At 40.8% G+C, this 21,400-nt stretch carries 18 protein-coding genes; 5 read left to right on the top strand and 13 right to left on the bottom strand.

Translation table 11 applies throughout. The features are described from left to right. Positions 1–134 precede the first annotated feature (134 nt). From BUR11_RS08560 to BUR11_RS08550, 3 genes are all read left to right on the top strand, one after another. Positions 135–503 (top strand): response regulator, encoded by a 369-nt coding sequence (locus tag BUR11_RS08560; RefSeq protein ID WP_074224416.1) that lies wholly within the window; start codon positions 135–137, stop codon positions 501–503. An 11-nt stretch (positions 504–514) separates the two neighbouring features. Beyond that, entirely contained in the window at positions 515–1,930 is a 1,416-nt protein-coding gene (locus BUR11_RS08555) for a sigma-54-dependent transcriptional regulator (protein ID WP_074224415.1), read from the top strand. 270 nt (positions 1,931–2,200) lie between these two features. After that, entirely contained in the window at positions 2,201–2,689 is a 489-nt protein-coding gene (locus tag BUR11_RS08550) for a Dps family protein (RefSeq protein WP_084560897.1), read from the top strand. Positions 2,690–2,759: 70 nt separating this feature from the next. Here the strand turns inward: BUR11_RS08550 and BUR11_RS08545 are convergent, their stop codons facing one another. Next, positions 2,760–3,788: a sugar phosphate isomerase/epimerase family protein gene (locus BUR11_RS08545; RefSeq protein ID WP_074224414.1), complete on the bottom strand. Its 1,029-nt coding sequence runs from the start codon at positions 3,786–3,788 to the stop codon at positions 2,760–2,762. Between the two features lie 186 nt (positions 3,789–3,974). On the opposite strand from BUR11_RS08545, the gene arfB reads away from it, so the two are divergent. Further along, positions 3,975–4,394: an alternative ribosome rescue aminoacyl-tRNA hydrolase ArfB gene (arfB, locus tag BUR11_RS08540; protein ID WP_074224413.1), complete on the top strand. Its 420-nt coding sequence runs from the start codon at positions 3,975–3,977 to the stop codon at positions 4,392–4,394. Between the two features lie 24 nt (positions 4,395–4,418). Here arfB and BUR11_RS08535 read toward each other — a convergent pair whose 3' ends face one another. After that, on the bottom strand, positions 4,419–5,078 hold the full coding sequence (locus BUR11_RS08535) for a metal-dependent transcriptional regulator (RefSeq protein ID WP_074224412.1): 660 nt from the start codon (positions 5,076–5,078) through the stop codon (positions 4,419–4,421). Positions 5,079–5,191: 113 nt separating this feature from the next. Between BUR11_RS08535 and BUR11_RS08530 the strand changes: the two genes are divergently transcribed. Further along, a complete protein-coding gene (locus tag BUR11_RS08530) occupies positions 5,192–7,468 on the top strand; it encodes a TonB-dependent receptor (RefSeq protein ID WP_074224411.1) in 2,277 nt (758 codons plus the stop codon). 55 nt (positions 7,469–7,523) lie between these two features. Here BUR11_RS08530 and BUR11_RS08525 read toward each other — a convergent pair whose 3' ends face one another. The 11 genes from BUR11_RS08525 to BUR11_RS08475 all read right to left on the bottom strand — a co-directional run bounded on the left by BUR11_RS08525 (position 7,524) and on the right by BUR11_RS08475 (position 21,385). Further along, on the bottom strand, positions 7,524–8,105 hold the full coding sequence (locus tag BUR11_RS08525; protein WP_084560896.1) for a DUF3347 domain-containing protein: 582 nt from the start codon (positions 8,103–8,105) through the stop codon (positions 7,524–7,526). An 18-nt stretch (positions 8,106–8,123) separates the two neighbouring features. Continuing rightward, positions 8,124–8,819 (bottom strand): PepSY domain-containing protein, encoded by a 696-nt coding sequence (locus BUR11_RS08520; protein ID WP_074224409.1) that lies wholly within the window; start codon positions 8,817–8,819, stop codon positions 8,124–8,126. Between the two features lie 24 nt (positions 8,820–8,843). Further along, entirely contained in the window at positions 8,844–10,604 is a 1,761-nt protein-coding gene (locus BUR11_RS08515; RefSeq protein ID WP_074224408.1) for an efflux RND transporter periplasmic adaptor subunit, read from the bottom strand. After that, positions 10,601–11,926: a TolC family protein gene (locus BUR11_RS08510; RefSeq protein WP_084560895.1), complete on the bottom strand. Its 1,326-nt coding sequence runs from the start codon at positions 11,924–11,926 to the stop codon at positions 10,601–10,603. The genes BUR11_RS08515 and BUR11_RS08510 overlap by 4 nt, the downstream gene beginning before the upstream one ends. Beyond that, positions 11,923–15,747 (bottom strand): efflux RND transporter permease subunit, encoded by a 3,825-nt coding sequence (locus tag BUR11_RS08505; RefSeq protein ID WP_074224407.1) that lies wholly within the window; start codon positions 15,745–15,747, stop codon positions 11,923–11,925. Before BUR11_RS08505 ends, BUR11_RS08510 begins: the two co-directional genes overlap by 4 nt. A 100-nt stretch (positions 15,748–15,847) precedes the next feature. Beyond that, positions 15,848–16,267, bottom strand: coding sequence for an HYC_CC_PP family protein (locus BUR11_RS08500; RefSeq protein WP_074224406.1), 420 nt, complete (start codon positions 16,265–16,267; stop codon positions 15,848–15,850). Positions 16,268–16,305: 38 nt separating this feature from the next. Beyond that, entirely contained in the window at positions 16,306–16,734 is a 429-nt protein-coding gene (locus BUR11_RS08495) for a CHY zinc finger protein (RefSeq protein WP_084560893.1), read from the bottom strand. Between the two features lie 26 nt (positions 16,735–16,760). After that, positions 16,761–16,970 (bottom strand): heavy-metal-associated domain-containing protein, encoded by a 210-nt coding sequence (locus BUR11_RS08490; protein ID WP_074224405.1) that lies wholly within the window; start codon positions 16,968–16,970, stop codon positions 16,761–16,763. Between the two features lie 216 nt (positions 16,971–17,186). Further along, entirely contained in the window at positions 17,187–19,424 is a 2,238-nt protein-coding gene (locus BUR11_RS08485; protein ID WP_074224404.1) for a heavy metal translocating P-type ATPase, read from the bottom strand. Between the two features lie 107 nt (positions 19,425–19,531). Further along, complete coding sequence (locus tag BUR11_RS08480) at positions 19,532–20,734, bottom strand: MFS transporter (RefSeq protein WP_074225177.1); 1,203 nt, start codon at positions 20,732–20,734, stop codon at positions 19,532–19,534. 66 nt (positions 20,735–20,800) lie between these two features. After that, complete coding sequence (locus tag BUR11_RS08475) at positions 20,801–21,385, bottom strand: Crp/Fnr family transcriptional regulator (protein WP_074224403.1); 585 nt, start codon at positions 21,383–21,385, stop codon at positions 20,801–20,803. Positions 21,386–21,400 lie beyond the last annotated feature (15 nt).

The following is a 21,400-nucleotide window of genomic DNA, read 5'->3' as shown; positions in this document are numbered from 1 at the left end:
ATTAAAATAGGAAAAGGTACAATTAATGACTGTACCTTTTCTTTTAATCCAAATTAGACCCTATAATTAAAAAATAAATAAATCTATTAATTGAGTTTAGTACTCTGAATAACCATTTCAAATGCCGAAACGTGATGAAGAATAATGTGATCCTTGTAGTGGATGATGAATTAGAAATCAGAGCACTATTATCTCGATTCTTAGCCAGAAAAGGATACGAAGTGTTTTCCGCAGGGACTCTTTCTGAAGGAAGGCAACTAGTTAATGAAAGGAATCCTAACCTAATTTTCTTGGACGTTAACTTGCCCGATGGCAATGGGTTGAAGGAATTGAAAAAATGGGCTCAAGATTTTGATTCACTAAATGTGATCATGATGAGTGCCTTTGATCATTTAGAAGCCAGGGAAGAAGCAATCAAATCAGGAGCCCTTCATTTCTTGAGTAAGCCTTTCAACCTAGCAAGATTAGAGCAGGTTATTCAAAAAGATATTTTCAACAATTAATATTTATCACCATGGCAAAGATTCTTGTAATCGATGACAATATTGACATTTGCCAATTATTAGAGCGTTTTTTAACTAAAAAAGGCTACGATGTCGAAACCACTATTTCAGGTAAAAACGGTCTTGAAATGGTTAAAAATACGTACTATGACTTAATTTTTTGTGATTTTAAATTGCGGGATATGGAGGGGCGAGATGTGCTGGCAAGAGTACGAATCATTTCTCCTGGAACACAGGTAGCAATTATTACCGGTTATGCGGATGTGAAAATTGCAGTAGAAGTCATCAAAAAAGGAGCTTTTGACTACATCACGAAACCTTTGATTCCTGATGAAATCATTAGTTTAATTGAACGGGCACTGGCAATTCAAAAAGAGGAAAAAGTAAACACGGTTACGCTGGACAAGGCTGATACAAAAGCCAATAAGAAGAGCCAAAAGTCAGAGGCCAATTCTGATTTTTTGAAAGGGACAGGAAAGGAATCCAAGAAACTTTATAAGGAAGTGAAATTGGTAGCCCCTACCAATTTAAGTGTAGTCATCTACGGAGAAAGTGGAGCTGGTAAAGAAAACATTGCCCGCTTAATTCATGATCAAAGTGAAAGAGCAGGGAAACCTTTTATAGCAGTGGATTGTGGGGCCCTCACCAAAGAATTAGCGGGTAGCGAACTTTGGGGGCATGAAAAAGGATCATTTACAGGAGCTCATGCAGAAAAGCCTGGTCAATTTGAACTGGCCAATGGAGGAACCATATTCCTGGATGAAATTTCCAATTTATCTTATGAGGTGCAAGTGGGTTTGTTGCGATTGGTCCAAGAAAGGAAATTGAGAAGAATTGGGGGGACCAAGGATAAATCCATTGATGTCCGAATTATTGTAGCCTCCAACGAGGATCTTCGTAAGGCTGTTCAGGAGAATAAATTCCGAGAGGATCTGTATTTCAGATTCAACGAATTTAGTATTACTGTTCCTCCTCTAAGAGAAAGAAAAGACGATATTGAAGCATTTGCATTACACTTCCTCAATTTATCCAATGAAGAATTGAAGAAATCCGTAAAAGGGTTCGATGATGAGGTGATGGAAGTGTTTAAAGAATATGTTTGGCCTGGTAACCTCCGCGAAATGAGAAATGTGATCCGAAGGGCCACTCTCCTAACCGATGGTGAAAAAATGACCGTATCAGCATTACCACCAGAAGTAGTATATGCTCGAAAATTTAACTTTACAGATTCAGGTTCTGAATCAAAAAGTATCAAAACATCTTCTAATCATACCCCGGTCAATTTAAAAGATGCAGCTGCTGAAGCAGAAGCAGAAGTGTTAAGGAAGGTGTTGGAAGAGGTAAAATACAATCGAACCAAAGCTGCCAAGCAATTGGGGATTGATCGGAAAACATTATTCAATAAGATGAAGCAATACGATTTATAAATTCGAGAATTGGAATTTAAAAAAGGCTCTCAATAGGTTGAGGGCCTTTTTTTGTGCAATAGGCTCAACAGTTTGGGGAAGTATTTTCATGCTGATTTTCCCAGCAAACCTACCCGAATTTTAGAATTCCAAATGATGTGTTGGATCTTATGAAAGACTCAAAAGATTGGTATGAAATCTACTGGTTAACCATGGAATCTATGGAAGTCAGGATAGTGGCGAGAACCTTGCACTTTAAATGGCATGGATAACTTAACTAACACAAATACAATGAACACGAATAAAGCAACACTCGAAAATCATTTAAAACTGGATAATAAAGCCATGACCAATTTGGCTAGTAATATGAATGATCTACTGTCAGATTATCATATTTTTTATCAGAACGTAAGAGGATTCCACTGGAATGTTAAAGGAGAAAACTTCTTTGAATTACATGAGAAGTTTGAGGAACTCTATACGAAACTGTATCAAAACATTGATGATTTAGCAGAGCGTGTCGTCACCATTGGGTTTAAACCTAAGCATGCGTATTCTGATTATTTGAAAAACAGCATCCATAAAGAAATCACCGATGTTTCCAATGGGGAAGAGTGTGTGAAGCATGTCATTGATGGATTGGGGATTCTTGCCAAGTCCCATAGAAAAGTAGCTGAAGAAGCTGGAGAGGCTGGAGATATCGCTACAGAAGACATGTTGACTGCATTCGTAGGAGATTTGGAAAAAAGAATGTGGATGTTTACTATGTTTGTAAAATAATTACCAAACACAACCAAATTAGAAAACCGCAGCATTGCTGCGGTTTTTGTTTTTTTAAGCCCAGTATGGATCAGCTAAGAGCCTTTTCACAAAATTCTACACATTTCTGAACTTCTTTGACCGCATCAGATCCTTCAGGGACTTGATACTCCAATTCAATGGTAGCTGGGAACTTATATTTATTGGTTTTCATCAAGTTTAATAATTCAGGGATAGGGGTATCACCAGAGCCCCAGGCCAAATTACCTTTCCCATTCGCAGGAGTTTGCCGGTCTTTGGTATGCATACTTAGAATATGCTTGTGTTGTTTTTCTATCAAAGGAATCAGGTCTGTGTTTCCAGCAGCGATGTAATGGCCAGCATCTAGGTTCAGTCCATTTTTGGGACTTTGACTAATAGCGGTATCCCAGAAGGTAAACGTTTCCTGTTCATGGCCATGATAGCCCACAGAAATCCCGTTTTTCTCTGCCATTTTTCCAAGCTTTAACGTGTGCGCATCATCAGAAGGATGTTCTAAAGTAACATGGCTTGCTCCCAATGCTTTGGCTGCTTTCATTCCATAATTAATCTCTGCATCTGTATTGTTTTTACCAAATGCACTTGGCTTGAAGGCATAAATACTAACACCTGCAGCTTTGTACATTTTGCGCAGGTCCTCGAATTTTTTCATGTCAGCTTTCGCTCTCCATTCAGCTACTTCTTTGCTGTATGCTTCTCCGGCAGCACGCATTTCATCCAATTCGGATTTTTCTGCACTGCTTAATTCTCCGCCATCTCTTTGTTTTCTCATGAGCTGGAACATTCGCATCCGATTTACAGGAGAGGAAGGCATTCCAGCAAAACTTTCGGCAGGATCTCCCATCAGTTCTATCGCACTCAACCCGGAATCGGTCACATATTTCAAGGTAGCTTCTGCGCTTTGATCAGGCATGGATCGAAAAGAATAGGTAATGCAACCTATCTGCACACCATTGATCAGTGAATTCGGTTTGTTATAGGATTTGATGAGGGATGGTGCACCTTGTAACCAGGCGGGAGCCGCTACAAGCCCAGCTACACCGAGGGCAGATTTGATGAGAAATTCTCTTCTGTTTTTCATAGTATTTTGGGTTAGTCAATAGGATGAGGTTGATTAAGGAAATCAAATTAGCATTTTTTTTAAGAATTAGTTTTAAAATCATCCGTTCATCCAAATGAATGGATAGTAGGTGATTATTTCATTTAAATGAAAGCCCTTAACTTGCCTCCTTAAGAGATTCCACGTCCATAAAAGAGTAGCGATTCAATGCAAACACTAAGAGAAAGAATTGAGAAAGGTGATTTTTTGTCCGAAATGAATTTTCAGACATCCAGAAGTGGTGGGGCAGGAGGTCAGCATGTCAATAAAGTGGAGACCAAAGTGCAGTTGTCCTTTGATCTGGAAAACTCCATGTTCTTGACGGAGGAGGAGAAAACCTTGATCCGGGAAAAACTGAAAAATAAAATTACTGACGAAGGTCTGCTGCAGATCCAAGCGCAGGAAAAACGTTCCCAGTTGCAAAATAAAGAGATCGCCATTCGGAAATTTTATAAACTCATCCAAAAGAGCCTAGAGAAAAAGAAAGCAAGAAAAGCCACGAAGCCAGGAAAAGGAGCCGTGGAGAAACGTCTGAAATCAAAAAAATCCCAAGCGGAGAAAAAAGCAAACAGATCCTGGAAGTATTGATAATTCTTAGCTCCGGAAGCTTGTTTAGCCTACTAATCTTACCAATAAACGATCACAGACTTTTTCACTTAAGGTTTCTGAGGGATGGCCTTCAAAACTGACTACCATGCTTTGATCGTAAGGCTCAATGGATATCACCTGAAGTTCAATTCCTAATCTCAGTTCCCTACTATTTAAAAACTCCAAAAATTCGGTAGAGGAGTTGGTCAATGCTGCTAAGTTTACAATTTGGCCTGTTTTGCATTTAGATAATGTGAAATAACTGACCTCTTGAATTCTACCCATCTTATCAGGAATGGGAGAACCATGAGGGTCAACAGTAGGATGTCCCATCATTTCATCCATTCTTTCGAAAAATTTTGGAGAATGAATATGCTCGATTTGTTCAGCAATTTCATGAACTTCTTCCCAGCCAAATCCCATCTTTTTCACCAAAAACATTTCTGTCAAGCGATGTTTCCTAATGACCAATGCCGCCTCTTTTTTTCCTTCTGAGGTAAGGGTAACAGGTTTGTATTTCTCATAGATCAACCAACCGTTTTTTTGAAGGGTTTTTACCATGCTATTCACGGTAGGCATACTTACCTGCATTTGATGGGCTAATTCTGAGATGTTTACTTCTCCAGCTTCATTTGCCAAGTTGAACAATGATTTTAAGTAGTTTTCTTCTGTTTGAGAGGCCATGAATAATGATTTAGTATTCAAATATTAAATAAAATATTTAGAAAACAATTTTGTTAGAAGATTCTAACAAATTACTTTTGAGTATTCTAATGAATTAAATTAGCCTATTATATATGCTTCGACTAGTACTAGTATTTCTTTTTATATCAGGGATTTATCTGGATTCCTTCGGACAGGACTTCCGGGTGAAAGGCAAAGTTTTATCCCAAGGGGAGGTGGTGGAATTTGCCAATGTAATCCTAAAAGGAACTTCAGTTGGGGCGGTCACTGATGAAAATGGGGAATTCAATATCCAGGTAAATACCTCGGACACCTATGTCCTGCAAGTTTCAAGAATAGGGTTTAAAACCATTTCATCTGCTGTTAAAGTCCCATCAGAAGAAGCCACTCAATTGGTTTTTGAACTGGAAGAAATGGATGCTGGCTTAGATGAGGTAGTAGTAAGTGGGACCATGCAGGAAGTTTCTAAATTGGATAGTCCTGTTCCTGTGGAAGTGTATTCTGCAAAGTTCTTTAGAGCCAATCCTACTCCCTCTGTATTCGAATCATTGCAAAATGTAAATGGAGTCAGACCACAAATCAATTGCAATGTTTGTAATACCGGTGATATTCATATCAATGGATTAGAAGGTCCATATACCATGGTATTGATCGATGGAATGCCCATTGTATCTGGTCTGGCAACTGTCTACGGGCTTACAGGCATCCCACAATCATTGATCAATAGGGTAGAAGTGGTGAAAGGGCCTGCTTCCACCTTGTATGGATCCGAGGCAGTAGGTGGTTTAATCAATGTGATTACCAAAAGTCCCGACGCAGCTCCCTTAGTATCCGCGGACATATATGGGACAGGTTGGGGTGAGTTTAACATGGATTTGGGCTTCCGTAGTGAATTTGGATCCAATGTCCAGTCACTCACCGGAATCAATGGTTTTTATTATGATCACCCCATTGACAACAATCAGGATGGTTTCACCGACCTAACCCTTTCAAAGCGGATTTCAATTTTTCAAAAATTCAATGTGAAAAGACCTGAGAACAGAATTTTCAATATTGCAGCCAGGTATGTATATGAAGATAGATGGGGAGGAGAAATGAATTGGGAGAAAAGCAATAGAGGAGGAGATGATATATATGGGGAAAGTATTTACACCAGTCGATGGGAGACCTTTGGTACCTACCAATTACCCAGTTCAGAAGCTTTAAGCCTGATGTTTTCTGCAAACGGACATCGTCAAAACTCAGTGTATGGGACGACCATTTATAATGCTGACCAATACATAGGTTTTGGGCAGTTGACATGGACAAAAACGATCTCCTCCCATCATTTCTTATCGGGTTTGGCTTATCGCTATACCTATTACGATGATGATACTCCGGTCACTTCTTCTGGGGATGGTGAACGGAATATGCCTTCTATCATCCATTTACCTGGGGTTTTTATTCAGGATGAGATCAAATTTCAAGAAACACAAAGTCTTTTGCTTGGAGCCCGTTATGATTATAATTCGGTTCATGGTTCCATTTTCTCCCCCAGGTTGAATTATAAATTATCCTCCCATGATAAAACCACAGCGCTCAGGGTTTCGGTGGGCAATGGATTTAGGGTTGCTAATGTCTTTACAGAGGATCATGCAGCTTTAACTGGGGCTAGGGAAGTAGTTTTTGAGGGAGAGCTAAAGCCTGAACAAAGTTGGAATACCAACATTAATTTTGTGAAGAAAATCTATTCCAATAAGGGTACTTTCGTGGGGATTGATGCTACCGTGTTTTACACCTATTTTACCAATAGAATCGTCCCGGATTATGAAACAAATGCCAATCAGATCATTTATGCAAATTTAGATGGGTCTGCTGTTTCAAAAGGAGTTTCCACCAACTTGGATGTGGCTTGGGCAAATGGACTATCCATTACCGCTGGTGCCACTTTAATGGATGTATCTATAGAAGAAGAAGGAGTCAAGAGAAGGCAATTGTTAACCGAGAGGTTTTCAGGGGTGTGGTCGATTGGATACGATATCCCCAGACTCGGTTTGACCATTGATTATACCGGTAATGTGTACAGCCCGATGCGATTGCCTTTGCTTGGGGAATTGGATGATAGAGATGAATTTTCTTCTTGGTGGAGTATCCAAAACATACAGCTCACCAAAGGAATTGGAGCGCAGTGGGAAGTTTATGCTGGTGTTAAAAACCTGCTGAATTTTACGCCACCGGCTAATAGTATTGCCAGGTCATTTGATCCATTTGATAAAAATGTGGTATTTAATCCAGATGGTACGGTCATGCCCACTCCCGAGAATCCAAATGCCTTGACCTTTGATCCAACTTATGTTTTTGCCCCTAATCAGGGAATCAGAGGGTTTTTGGGAGTAAGATTTACCTTATAAAAAAAGCCCCAGATAAATCTGGGGCTCAGGCGTTAAGTTAAAAAAAGGGTAAGATTTAAATTTCCTCTTCAACTGAACCGCACTTTAGCATTTTATCTCCGAAATAAGGGTTTCTTATTTCATTGGAAACACTTAACCAAAATGCACCTTCATTGTTTTTTGCCATAGGGCAATATTGCTTGTATAATTTTCCTTCGGTCAATACAGAACTCTTAACCAATTGAATCATTTGGTTTGAAACCACATCAAATGATACTCTCTGAGCATCTGTATCTGTAGTCTCGGCAATTTTCTTTACCTCAACTTCCATTTCAGATTTTCCTTCAATGCTGGAGTTTCCTAAAATGGATAGCAGTTCATTTGCAGCTTCTTTGGCTTTTTCTCCATTTGTTTCCACCAAGGCATCCTTTAAACCTAAATAGGCATTTACAGCTTCAGAAACCTGCTTGTCTTCAAATGAAACAGATGCCATGGATCCTGAATTGGAGCCATGGTCCATTGTGTCATGATTCTCATGATCCATTTCTTCTGTATGGTTCATGTGCTCTTCATTCCCTTCAGTTTGATCATTTTGCTTACAGGCAAAAGCCAAGCTGATTGTCATTGCAATTAATAGAGTTTTAGTTAGATTTTTCATGTTTAATTGATTTATTATTTATTTAGTATGTTTTCTTTTCTTTTTTTGCGTCATAAAGAACAAAGTGAATCCAGAAGCCACTGTGGCTAAGCCGAATAATGAAAATGCTCTAAGTAGCAGGTTGTTGAAATCGTCTCTTCCTGCATAATCCATGGTATGGAACATCCAGAGAAAATCAAACCATCTCCAGCTTCTATGTCGCACTCGTTCAAAACTTCCACTTTTAGCATCTATGTAGGCTACTAGGTTTTCCGGGTGGTCGTAGTGTACCGCCCAAGCAGGCAATGGTCTTCCCCGAAATTCATGGTGAGCTCCGGTTTCAGTCAGGTATTCTACCGATTTGATCCCCAAATCTCCCTTTACATAGATCTGGGCTATTTCCTTTGCTTCTTCTTCTGTTACCTCAGGTTTAAGTTCACCTGTCTGAGCATTGTAAAGCAATTTGGAGTTAACCCAGTAATAAGGTTGGTGATTGACAAATCGCAGTTCAAGAGTTGAAATCTGGAGGCTGGAGTCCAATTTTCCAGGTTCAATTAGATTTTCTGCTGACTGATGCATCATGTGCTCATTGTGAAAATGATCTCCATGGATTTCATCAATATCTGTCCAGCTGAAATATAATCCACTGATGGTCCAAAGGAAAAACTGGATTCCAATGAAGACCCCTAGAAAGCGGTGGATTTTTCTGGTATAATATTGATTGTTTTTACGCATAATTTACAAGTATAGATTGGGTGATTAGTTCAATGTTTTGGTAACCTCTCCACAGGTTAGCATGGATTGTCCAAAGTAGGGGTTGACAATATTCTGGTCTAGGCTCAACCAATCTGCTCCTTTATTGCTATCTGCCATTGGGCAATGCTGCACATATAAAGTGCCTGTATATGCATGAAACTGTTCAGTCATGGTCACCATTTCCATAGAAAGATGTTGAAAGCTCTTTCTCAACTCCTCTATTGATTTTGCGGATTGTGCAGTTTGTAAGGCTTTTTTCAAGTTACTGTCAAAGCCCATCCATAGGTTGTGAGATTCTCCTGTGAATAAAGCCATGTTCACTTGTTTCAAAGATGCATCCATCTTTGACGCTGCCTCTTTGGCTGCCTCCAGATCATCTTGCGTTAATTTGTCTTTTAGCAGTAAATATTGATCATACACAGGTTTCAAGGCCTTTTTTGCATTTTCACTGATGGTAAGGTTGGTGCTGGAAGGCATGCTGCTTCCTTCCATATTTCCATGGTCATGTCCTGTCATAGGTGCACCGCCATCTGGGCTCATCATGCTGGGTTTACCCGCTAATTGTGCAGCTGCATCGATACTGAAAGTACCATTGATGGCGATTTCCTCTCCCTCATTCAGCCCACTTTCAATGACATAACTTTCTCCTAAAGCAGGTCCCAAGGTCACTTCCCGAAGGTTAAAACTAATTCCTCGTTCAGAACTTGATTTCACATATACTACAGATCTTTTTCCTGTCCATAATACCGCGGATTTGGGAACAGTCATCGAATTATTACTGCTTTTAGACTCGCTCTTAATCGTACCAGAAACAAACATTTCTGGTTTCAAGCTTAGATCGGAATTGCTTACCTCAACCCGCGCTTGGGCAACTCTGGTCGAAGGATCAATCAAAGGATCGATATAACTGATTTTCCCGGAAAAAGTCTTGCCAGGAATGGATTGGACTGAATATTCGACCTCATCGCCTTTTTTGATCCAATTTAGATCGGATTCATACACATCAAAAAGAACCCAAACTTTGGAAAGATCGGAAACCGTATATAGAGGCTGTCCAAGCGACACATAGTCTCCGGCATTGGCCAATTTTTCAGTTACATATCCTGAACTATTAGCGTTGATTGGAAAGTTGTGAAGGAGGTTTCCTGATTCAATAATCTGATCAATTTGGCTGCTTGATAATTTCCAGTTTCTCAGCTTCTCTTTTGCGGCCTGAAATAATTGTGGCTGGGAGTCTTTGATTTTTGCTGCTTGCAATAGTTCCTGTTGAGCGGTGACCAACTCAGGAGAATAAACATAGGCAATGACCTGTCCCTTGGAGATGTATTCTCCTGTAAAATTGACGGTTAATTGCTCAATCCTGCCAGGAATATGGGTGGTCTGAGTAAAGATTTTCCGTTCATCAGACTGGATTTTCCCGGTCAGTTTAATTGATTTTGAAGCATCTGATCCTCCGACTATCGCAGTTTGCACATTGGCTAATTGCATGGCGGTAGGGGACATGCTGATGGCCATGGGATCCAAATTTTCTTCCTCATTCTCTACAGGAATCAGGTCCATTCCGCAGATGGGACAGGATCCCGGTTCATTCTGACGGATCTGTGGGTGCATGGAACAGGTCCATACGCCATTTACTTCAGTAAGATCATGTTGGTGTTCATCTTGAGAAGGACTGTCATTTCTGAAGATGAGGTATCCTGCAAGTATTCCGATGAATAACATGCCGATAGCAATGACCAAAACGTTTATTTGTAGCTTTTTCATTGGTCTAATGTTTTTGCAGTGATATAATCTATTTCCGCAATGTTTATTTTTAGTGCTGTTTCAGCAGACACTTTCAATTTTTGATATTTCAATAGCTGCTGTTGCATTTGAAGTACATCCTCAAATGATTTTCCTGAATTGGAATAAGCAGTATAAAGCAAGTCCAGAGACTGTTGAGTCTGCTTGATTTGTGCTTCATACAAGCGAATCAAATCTTGTTGTTTAGAGACTTGAAAGTCCAGTTGATCATAGGTACTCAGTAATTCATTTTCAAATTCTTCCTTTTGAAACTGGTAGGCTTCCTGCATCAATTTTGCCTCTTTTTTTGCAGCCTGGTATTTTCCTGAAAAGATGGGCAAACTCATGGAAACCATGGGCATCAATGCATTTTTGCCATTATCATCTACCATCATATCTTCTCTTTTTCCTATGATGACATAATCCAACCCAACCCCAATCTTGGGTTTTCCCTGGCTGGCAGCAGTCATTTCGTTGGCATGGCTTGCCTTGATTTTGAAGTCAAACTCTTGGAGGGTGGGGTTGTTTTCCAATAATGAATCTCTTCGGTAGTCTTCTTGCACCAAGACATCTTCCAACTCATTGGCTACTTCCACCGGCTCCTCTTCTTCCCGATTAAGCAAATTGTTGAATCGGGTAACCAAAGGGCTACGTTGCTTTTCCAGAATACCCAGGTTGGTTTCCGCATCTTTCAGCATAATATCCACTCTCAGGACATCTACCATGGCCCCGTTTCCATTCGAAAATTGACTGGTTGCCAGTGTTTTATAGTTTTTGAGAATTTCAATGTTTTGCTCCTCAATTTCAATGAACTTATTCAGCTCATACAAGGGGTAGTAAGCAGAAATTACCTTGAAGTACAACTTGTTTTTGGCATCGGTAAATGCTTGGAATTTCGCCTCTGCCATAGCCTCCGAGCCAGTCCCATAGTATTTTAACGTACCAAACCAAGGAAACATCTGGTTGAGGGATAATCTTGCCCTTTGTGGTCCAACCCGGGTTTCAACAGGGGAGATAAAGTACCCAAATGACAGGGTTGGATCCGGTAAACTTCTGATCTGTGCGGCTTTCTGAAGTGCTGCTTCAAACTCTTTATAGCTACCTTTTAACCCTGGATTATTCTCGGCTGCTATTTTCAAATAGTCATCTAAACTTTGTCCAAATGAATGAAACCCAGTGAAGATGACCAGAAGAACTGTGATTGTCCAGTTCCTAATAGGATCAAAACTGCTGTTTTTGGTCACATTGAACTTTGCATTCAATGGGTTCCTATCAATCTCTAATTTTTTATAGCTCGATTTCATTTGCTGATCTTTTTGAGTCTATATTCCTCACGGATGCTGTATAGCACCGGAACAATGAAATAAGTAATGGCTGCTACTAACATGCCGCCGAAAGCAGGAATGGCCATAGGAATCATGATGTCAGAACCCCTGCCTGTAGAGGTTAAGATAGGTAACAAGGCAATGATGGTGGTTGCTGAAGTCATGACAGCCGGTTTGATTCTTCGCTGTCCAGCTTCGACTACCGCAGCCCGGATCCCTTTCAGGGTGTTGGTCTTATTTCGATCAAAGCTTTGATCCAAATACGTAGCCATCAATACCCCATCATCTGTCGCAATTCCGAAAAGAGCAATGAAACCCACCCAAACAGCCACGCTTAGATTGATGGTTTGCATTTGGAATAACTCTCTGATATTGGTATCGAACAGGCTGAAATCGGCAAACCAATCTTGTCCATAGAACCAAAGCATCATGAATCCACCGCTAAAAGCCATGGCTATACCTGTGAATACCATAAGCGAAGTGGTTACTGATTTGAACTGGAAATATAGGATCAAGAAGACCAATCCCAGTACTACGGGTACGATGATCGATAGCCTTTTTTCAGCACGCACCTGGTTCTCGTAACTTCCTGAAAACTTAAAGCTTACTCCAGCTGGGACCAGAAGTTCACCTGAATCAATTCTTTCCTGAATCATTCGTTGGGCATCATTGACCACGGTCACTTCGGAGAAACCCTCTCGCTTATCAAATAATACATAGCCTACCAAAAATGTGTTTTCACTTTTGATGGCTTGAGGTCCTCGTTGGTATTCAAAATCCACAATCTGTACCAAGGGAATCTGGGCTCCAGTAGGCGTGGAGATCAAGATTTTACCCAATGATTCAGGATCATCTCTGAGCTCTCTTGGATAGCGAACCCGTACAGGAAAGCGCTCTCTGCCTTCCACCGTGTTCGTGATATTCATGCCGCCAATTGCTGTTTCTATCGTTTGCTGTACGTCTTCAATATTTAATCCATAGCGGGCAATTTCATCTCGTTTAATGTTTAATAGCAAGTAAGGTTTACCTACGATACGATCTGCAAACGCGGCTTCAGCTTTCACAGAAGGCACTTCTTTTAAGATGCTTTCTAACTTTAAGCCAAATGTTTCAATGGTCTGTAGGTCAGGACCATATACTTTAATACCCATCGGAGCTCTCATACCAGTTTGAAGCATTACCAATCTTGTCTCAATTGGTTGGAGCTTTGGGGCGGAAGTTACTCCCGGAATCTTGGTGACTTTGACGATTTCATTCCAAATGTCATCTGGAGAATTAATCTGGCTTCTCCAGTTTCGGAAATAAAGTCCATCTTCATCCGGAATCAATTCCGTATTTTTCACTCCTTGTGCGATCGCTTCCTCATTACTTAAAGTATCACCAGAGGAGAGAATAAATCGATTGTTTTCATCGGTCATGAAACGTACCCTATATCCATCCTCATCCAGGACGTACTCAGGTTTATAGTTGATGACGTTTTCATACATGGAGATAGGTGCGGGATCCAGGGCTGATTCCACTCTTCCCAACTTGCCCACCGTCAACTCCACTTCTGGAATATTTGTAAGCATCATGTCAAGCTGAGAAACGACATTTCCGTTAAACTCAATACCTGAATGGGGCATTGAAGTAGGCATCAACAAAAAGCTTCCTTCATCCAGTGAAGGCATAAACTCCTTTCCGATTCCAGGGAAAGTGTGAGTCAAGTAGGCCCATACGTTGGAAGGACGTATGTTTACTCCGATTACATCAAAACCTTTGGGGATAAAGCCAAAAACACTGTTGAATCCTAACCAAATGCTTCCTGCAAGAAGAATAAGTACAGTTGGGATGCTTAGAAATGCTTTTTTATGGTTCAAACACCAGGTAAGGATGTGTTTGTAATAGTGTTCCAAAACCGCAAAAGCTCCTAAAATCAGACTTACAATCAAGGCTACAAAGAAGAAATTCGTAAACGTACTTTTTGAAGGTCCCAGGGGAAGCCAGTATTTTGCCAATAGCCAGACTACTCCAATCACTACTAAGAATAGTTCGGCATTGTTCAGTAGTTTAGAAGAGCGCTTATCCAGCACAATTTTAGAGGAGTCCAAATACTGTTTTCCAATAGCTAAACCTCCAAACAGCAGGAGCATGATTCCTGCCCAGGAGTAACCCAAAATCAGGGCGATGATGCCAAGAAGGAGTAGGGCAAAAGGAAAGAACCTTTTTGTTTTATCTCCCTTGATTTTGAACCCAAAAAACCAATGGGCAAGCGTCGGTAAGATTAATAAAGAGACGATCAATGCAGCTATTAGCGCAAACGTCTTCGTAAAGGCTAAAGGACCAAATAGTTTTCCTTCTGCTGCCTCCAGTGTAAACACCGGAATAAAGGAAACGATCGTGGTAGAAACGGCGGTCAATATAGCCGTGGCTACTTCCGAGGAACCTTTGAAAATGGTGTCAATTAATTTTTGATCTTCAGGAGCTTCATCCAGATGCTTGAGTATATTTTCTGAGAGGATAATTCCCAAGTCTACCATCGTTCCGATCGCAATGGCAATTCCAGAAAGGGCTACAATATTGGCATCCACTCCAACATACCTCATGGCGATAAATACCATTAATATTGCTATGGGTAATAAGCTGGAAATCAATAAGGAAGCGCGAAGATTGTACACCATTACTATCACTACCAAAATCGTGATCAATAGCTCCAAGGTCAAGGCTTCCTCCAAAGTGCCTAGCGTCTCCGAGATCAAGGTAGATCGATCGTAAAACGGAACCAGTGTCAATTGACTTTCTGTCCCATTGGCAAGGGTTTTCTTTGGTAATCCTGAGCTGATTTCTGTGATTTTTGACTTGACATCTTGAATCACTGCCAAGGGATTAGCTCCATAGCGGGCAACGACCACACCTCCGACCACTTCGGCTCCGTCTTTGTCCAAAGCACCTCGACGGGTAGCTGGACCCAATCCCACTACGGCTATGTCTTTAATTCGGATAGGAACGTTATCCTGTACGGCTACAACCGCCATTTCTAGATCCGAAATATTTTTGACGTATCCCAAACCTCGGACCAGGTATTCCGCTTGGTTGATTTCAATGGTTTTGGCTCCTACGTCACGGTTTGATTTCTTCACCGCATCCATGACTTTGGCCAATGGGATCTTGTAGGCTTTTAACGCGTCAGGGTTTACATCAATTTGATATTCTTGGACATAACCCCCGATTGAAGCCACTTCGGAAACCCCTTCTACGGAATTTAAGGCATATTTGACATAGAAATCCTGTACAGATCGAATTTCGTGCAGGTCCCAACCCCCAGTTGGATTTCCATTGGAATCACGACCTTCCAAGGTGTACCAAAATACTTGTCCTAAAGCGGTGGCATCAGGTCCTAGAGCAGGTTGGACTCCTTCTGGCAATAAGCTGGATGGTAAGGAATTGAGTTTTTCTAATATTCTGGATCTGGACCAGTAGAATTCTATGTCTTCATTGAAGATGATATAGATACTGGAAAATCCGAAAATGGAGGAACTACGTATGGATTTTACTCCTGGAATTCCAAGTAGATAGGTGGTCAATGGATAGGAGATTTGATCCTCAATGTCCTGAGGAGATCTTCCTGCCCATGGGGTGAATACGATTTGTTGATTTTCCCCAATATCTGGTATGGCATCCACTGGAACTGGATCAGAAGGTAAAGAACCTACTTTCCATCCAAAAGGTGCCGTAATGATTCCCCAACCAATCAATGCGATCAGTAGGAGAACTGTTACCAGTTTATTTTCAAGAAAATACTTGATAATTGAATTTAACATGTGATGAATCTGATAAGTGACCAGAAAATATAAAAGACATCACCAGAGCTCTATTCCAGTAACATCTCGGTTAGCGGCGCTAACCTTACTTCATCCATGTTTAAATAAGAAAGGTTTGAAACAGAACTTGATGGTCCTGTTTCAGAAAAGGAGGGGAGTAATCTGAATAAGTAGTAGCGGTAGTTTCTTCTAGGGAAACCTGAAGTATAAAGGTGTGAACCAGCGCAAATGCGAAGTCCAAATTGAGGTGGAAAGAAGCTTTGGTAATGCTGAAATCTTCATCTAGTTGAAGTATCTCGAATTCATTATCACAACAGCCTGAATCCTGATGAACATGGACTTTTCCATCATTGCTGTCACAATCCGGTGCTTTTTGCTCCATGCCACAATTAATGTGGGAAGCATTCAAAGACAATTCAGATAGCATTTCCAGTCCACCACAGAAGTGGGTGGATTTTGCCATACCTATACTCGAAAAGAGCAGGATGAGAGATAGCACTATGGAAATGGTCTTTTTCAACGCTGTAAAATTACGAAATTTTTGTCAAATGGGTTCTTCTATTTTTGATCCTCTGTTTCAAAGTACAAATGATAGTGTTTGCTGCAGCCAGGATTGAAAGCAGCCTTGCATTTTGGACAGGTATTATTGCTGTTTTGATAGTCAGAAATACTTAACTCTGTTCCACAGACGCCACATAATATTGCTTTGGAATCAAATTCCGATTTTGGCCAAACTTTAGGTTCATGATCAGCCTCCTCTTCATGGCATGAAAAACATGGATAATACTTTTCACAGCACTTAAATTTAATCGCAATCACATCCAATTCAGAATGCCAATGCTGACATCTAGTTTGCTGGTCTATGGGTTTTCCATAGATATTGATGCCTCCGATACTGGATTTCACTACAGGCAAAGCGAGGTTGGTTTGTGCATTCACGCTCAGGATCGCACCGAACAAAATCAGCGCTAAGAATAAGTTTCTCATGTGAATTCTAAGAATTTATGGCCAATTTATTCAGGTTTGGCGATAAATCCTGCTTTGATAACAGTTTTAAAAACTTCTTCTGGCGTGATGTTTTCAGATTCTACCGTCAGAATCCGATCCTCACTTTCTAAATCTACACCCCAAGATTCAATTTTTGGATTCGCATTGAGAACAGGGGTAACTTTGGCCAGGCAGTTGCTACAATTGATGTTGGTTTTGAATTTTTGAGTTTTCATGATTGATCTGTTTTTGATTTTATAAATATTAAACTTGAGTTTTTTCAATCCCTTTCTAATGAATAAGCGAATAAGTATTGTCAGGCTGGTCGAAGCCAAGTCCTCGACTCCGCTCGGACAGACAACTTCTATATTTTAACTTGATTCAAAATATCCTCGGTTCCGCTCGGACTCGCACTATTTTGACCTACTTTCTATCAAATTTTAAAAATGAATTTACAATTTCTTGCCCTTGAGTCTTAAGCTATTTAAAACCACCGAAACAGAGCTGAATGCCATTGCACCGCCTGCAATCATAGGGTCGAGCAAGAATCCATTGAAAGGATAAAGTAGGCCGGCCGCAATCGGAATTCCGATCAAGTTGTAAATAAAGGCCCAAAATAAGTTCTGTCGGATTCCATTAACCGTCATTTTTGAAAGTTTTAATGCCTTGGGTATGGCTTCTAAATCAGATGAAATAATCGTCATTTTCGCCACGTCCATGGCAATGTCAGAACCATGTCCCATTGCAATGCTGACATCTGCCTGTGCCAGGGCTTCTGAATCGTTGATCCCATCACCTACCATGGCCACCTTTTTCCCCTGACTTTGGAGTTCTTTGATAAAGTCTGATTTATCAGAAGGCATTACTTCTGCTTTGAAGTCCGTCAAACCCACCTGTTTCGCTACGGCTGCAGCAGTTTGATGATTGTCTCCCGTAAGCATGAAGACTTCGATACCCTGCTGGACTAATTGGGAAATAGCAGATTTGGAACTAGGCTTGATTTCGTCTGTAATGGCAAGTATGGCCAAGAGTTCCTGATCATTTGCAAAGAAAATGACGGTCTTGGCTTCTGATTTCCATTTTATGGATAGCTTGCTAAACTCTTCCGGTAGGGTTATCCGATGGGAGTCGAGTAAGCTTTCATTTCCAACAAAGAACGTGATTCCATCCTCATTTTTTGCCGTTGCTCCTTTTCCGGTGATGCTTTGAAAGTCAAGGAGTTTAGCGGATTCCAGATTATTTTCTTTGAGGCTTTTTGAAACAGCCTCTGCCAATGGATGCTCAGATTTTGATTCTATCGCCAATAACATGGGACCAAAATCCTGTTCAGTTTGACTGGAAATCCATTTTGCATTGGATACAGAGGGTTTACCGGCAGTAATGGTTCCTGTTTTATCCAGTACAATCGCATTGACATGATGTGCCAATTCCAGACTTTCGGCATCCTTGATCAGGATATTGTTTTCTGCCCCTTTTCCTACACCTACCATAATCGCGGTAGGGGTGGCCAAACCTAAGGCACAGGGACAGGCAATTACCAACACTGCTACCGAGGTTAACAAGGCATGGGTAAATGCATCGTCTCCTCCCAGGATCATCCATGTCGCAAAGGTGATAACGGCGATTCCAATGACGGCAGGTACGAAAATACTTGCGATTTTATCCGCCAGTTTTTGTACAGGAGCTTTACTTCCCTGAGCTTCCTGGACCCGTTTGATGATTTGTGAAAGAAGGGTTTCGCTACCTACTTTTTCAGCCTTGAAATGAAAACTTCCTTTTTGATTGACTGTTCCTGCATACACCAGATCGTTTTCCTTTTTTTCCACGGGAATGGGTTCACCACTGATCATACTTTCGTCCACATAGGAATTTCCGGAAAGGACAGTACCATCTACCGGTATTTTTTCACCGGGTCTTACCACAATTTCATAGCCGACTGCTACTTCAGCGATCGGGATTTCTTGTTCTTTGCCATCAATGATGGCTTTTAGGGATTTTGCTTGAAGCCCCATCAGTTTTTTCAATGCGGTGGTAGTCCCTGATTTTGCTTTTTCTTCCAGGAGTTTTCCAAAACTGATAAAGGTGATAATTACTGTCGCTGCTTCGTAATAAACGTGAGGAGTAATTCCTCGTTCCAGCCAAAACTCCGGGAAAAGGGTATTTAGCAAACTGAATAAAAATGCGATTCCTGTACTCAGGGCCACCAACGTATCCATGTTCGCTTTTCCATGTTTGGCTTGCTTATAGGCGTTGATAAAAAAGTGACGACCAAATAGGAATAGTACTGGAATACTCAATACCAGGGAAATCCATTTTCCGGGTTCCCAATGCATGAAAAACATCCCTAAAATAAAAATAGGAAGTGTCAATAGGGCGGCTCCTATGGTCTGTTTTTTTACTTGTTGGTAATGCTCATGTTGTGCTTTTTCTCCAGCCTCTTCTAAATTTTCTTCCCCAATGATGAGTCCATACCCAATTTCTGTCAAGGCTTTATTTAAGCCTTCGGCTTGTATTTGTTCTTGATCATATTCCACCAAAACGGTATTGGAAGCAAAATTCACAGAAGCTGATTTTACTCCGTCCGTATAGGATAATATGGTCTCGACACTGTTTGCACAGGCTGCACAAGTCATTCCAGTAACCGGAAATGTCTTTTTTGTCAAATGTTCTGATGTGGCTGTTTGTGTCATGATGAATCAAGATTGATGAACGATACAAACTTCGGAAAAAATGAAAGCCGACCTATTATGAAATTTTGATCTTATGTTATAAGATTTTGCGTGTTCATGTGTTGGGATTAGTAATGCTTCATTCTTAGTTGTACGATTAGGGAGGATAGGATGGTCAAAATACCTATAAAATAAATACTGACTTCTATTCCCCATTGATCTGCAAGAATTCCTGAAAAAATTGCACCGATCGCATAGCCCAAATCCCGCCAAAGCCTGAAAGTACCAATACTTTCAGCTCTTTGCATGGGATGGGTGAAAGCTGCGATAGAGGCCATAAAAGTGGGGTATACCAAGGCGGTTCCAAGTCCCAAAAGAACCATCAATCCAATTTGGAAATAGTAACCCACAAATTCAGGCAAAACCAGAAGGGTCAGACCTTGGAGCAACATCCCAAAAACGATCATCTTTTTTTTCGAGAAATGGTCTGCCATCTTTCCGGTAAACAGTTGGCCAACTCCCCAAACGAGAGGATAGACTGCCGCAACAATTCCAACTTTTTCAAGCTCTAGTTGATGACTGATCAAAAAAACCGGTAACAGCCCCCATACCATTCCATCGTTTAGATTATTGACCAAGCCTGCTTGAGATATACTGCTCAGTGTAGGGTTTTTGAAAGAGGTTTGGACAAAAACATCCTGGATTCTTTTTTTGGTGACTGTTTTGGATTCTTTTTTGACAAATGAATGGGTATCATTCACGAGACAAAGAGACAGGATCAATCCAGTAATCGCCACGGCAATCCCTAGGTAAAAGGGGTAGGGGCTCACCCCATAGTTTTCTGCGATGTACGCTGAGAAATAAGCGGAAACTCCCAACATTAAATAGCCCGCAAATTCATTCATACCCATGGCCAATCCCCGTTCTTTTTCTCCCACCAAGTCAATTTTCATCAGTACCGTACTTCCCCAAGTAAGTCCCTGGCTTATTCCTAAAAGGATGTTGGCCAAGATGACGAATGTCCAACTTGGAGCGAAAATCAACATCAGTGGTACCGGGAGGGCGATGACCCAACCGAGGACGAGTAGCTTTTTACGGCCTACCTTGTTTGCAAATTTTCCGGTAATATAGTTGGTGCCTGCTTTTGAAAAGCCAAATGCGGTGATGAAGGAAAGAAGGGCAAAATTAGAATCTATCTGAAAGGTTTCGGAGGCAAACTGAGGAAAAATAGAGCGTTCCATACCCAGCATCGCGCCTACTAGCCCATTGACGAGTACCAATAAGGTAAACTGTTTCCAGTTATGCTTGAGACCGAGGATTGTAGCTGACAATTGAAATTTATTTTGATGCAAATTTCAACTTTCCGGGTTCTTGATCCTTTTACAAATGTTAAAAAATCATCGGATGCTTGATCTGATTCTACTCAGACTGACCTGGGTAATGCCTAGGTAGCTTGCAATATGTTTCAAGGAGACATTCTCCAACAGGCGAGGATAGTCCTTGACCAGTTGCTTGTAGCGCTCTTCGGCAGTATGAAATTGCAGGCTTTCCATACGATTGACATAGGCCACAAAGGAAGCTTCCAGAATTTTCCTAAAGAGTCTTTCTAAATCAGGGTGGGTATCAAATAAGTCTTCCAGTTTTGAAGCAGGTATTCCGATGAATAAGGTGTTTTCCAAGGCTTGAATGGCTTTTTTGCTGGGCCTTCCTGTGAATAAACTTTCTGCCCGAATGATCATGTCATTTGGATGGGCAAAATATTCCGTCACATCTGTTCCGTCCTTCAAATAATAGATTCTAGCCAAGCCATCACTGACAAAGTAATAGGTTCTACATGTTTGACCGATTTCATGGAGGTATTTGTTTTTCGGAGTTTCAATTTCAAATGATATTCCATATAAGGCCTGTTCTGCCTCAGGGGAAATCACATGGATGCTATTGAAATACGTGAAAAGTGTTCGGATTGCTAAAGGGAACTCCATGAATAAATGTAGGAA

This window comes from Algoriphagus halophilus, assembly GCF_900129785.1.
GTDB lineage: Bacteria > Bacteroidota > Bacteroidia > Cytophagales > Cyclobacteriaceae > Algoriphagus > Algoriphagus halophilus.
This window is presented reverse-complemented; position numbering and strand designations above follow the sequence as displayed.

Excerpts from the sequence above, each read along its gene's own strand:
- BUR11_RS08560 (WP_074224416.1), top strand. The coding sequence starts at position 135 with ATGAAGAATAATGTGATCCTTGTAGTGGATGATGAATTAGAAATCAGA.
- BUR11_RS08555 (WP_074224415.1), top strand. The coding sequence starts at position 515 with ATGGCAAAGATTCTTGTAATCGATGACAATATTGACATTTGCCAATTA.
- BUR11_RS08550 (WP_084560897.1), top strand. The coding sequence starts at position 2,201 with ATGAACACGAATAAAGCAACACTCGAAAATCATTTAAAACTGGATAAT.
- BUR11_RS08545 (WP_074224414.1), bottom strand. The coding sequence starts at position 3,788 with ATGAAAAACAGAAGAGAATTTCTCATCAAATCTGCCCTCGGTGTAGCT.
- arfB (WP_074224413.1), top strand. The coding sequence starts at position 3,975 with ATGCAAACACTAAGAGAAAGAATTGAGAAAGGTGATTTTTTGTCCGAA.
- BUR11_RS08535 (WP_074224412.1), bottom strand. The coding sequence starts at position 5,078 with ATGGCCTCTCAAACAGAAGAAAACTACTTAAAATCATTGTTCAACTTG.
- BUR11_RS08530 (WP_074224411.1), top strand. The coding sequence starts at position 5,192 with ATGCTTCGACTAGTACTAGTATTTCTTTTTATATCAGGGATTTATCTG.
- BUR11_RS08525 (WP_084560896.1), bottom strand. The coding sequence starts at position 8,105 with ATGAAAAATCTAACTAAAACTCTATTAATTGCAATGACAATCAGCTTG.
- BUR11_RS08520 (WP_074224409.1), bottom strand. The coding sequence starts at position 8,819 with ATGCGTAAAAACAATCAATATTATACCAGAAAAATCCACCGCTTTCTA.
- BUR11_RS08515 (WP_074224408.1), bottom strand. The coding sequence starts at position 10,604 with ATGAAAAAGCTACAAATAAACGTTTTGGTCATTGCTATCGGCATGTTA.
- BUR11_RS08510 (WP_084560895.1), bottom strand. The coding sequence starts at position 11,926 with ATGAAATCGAGCTATAAAAAATTAGAGATTGATAGGAACCCATTGAAT.
- BUR11_RS08505 (WP_074224407.1), bottom strand. The coding sequence starts at position 15,747 with ATGTTAAATTCAATTATCAAGTATTTTCTTGAAAATAAACTGGTAACA.
- BUR11_RS08495 (WP_084560893.1), bottom strand. The coding sequence starts at position 16,734 with ATGAGAAACTTATTCTTAGCGCTGATTTTGTTCGGTGCGATCCTGAGC.
- BUR11_RS08490 (WP_074224405.1), bottom strand. The coding sequence starts at position 16,970 with ATGAAAACTCAAAAATTCAAAACCAACATCAATTGTAGCAACTGCCTG.
- BUR11_RS08485 (WP_074224404.1), bottom strand. The coding sequence starts at position 19,424 with ATGACACAAACAGCCACATCAGAACATTTGACAAAAAAGACATTTCCG.
- BUR11_RS08475 (WP_074224403.1), bottom strand. The coding sequence starts at position 21,385 with ATGGAGTTCCCTTTAGCAATCCGAACACTTTTCACGTATTTCAATAGC.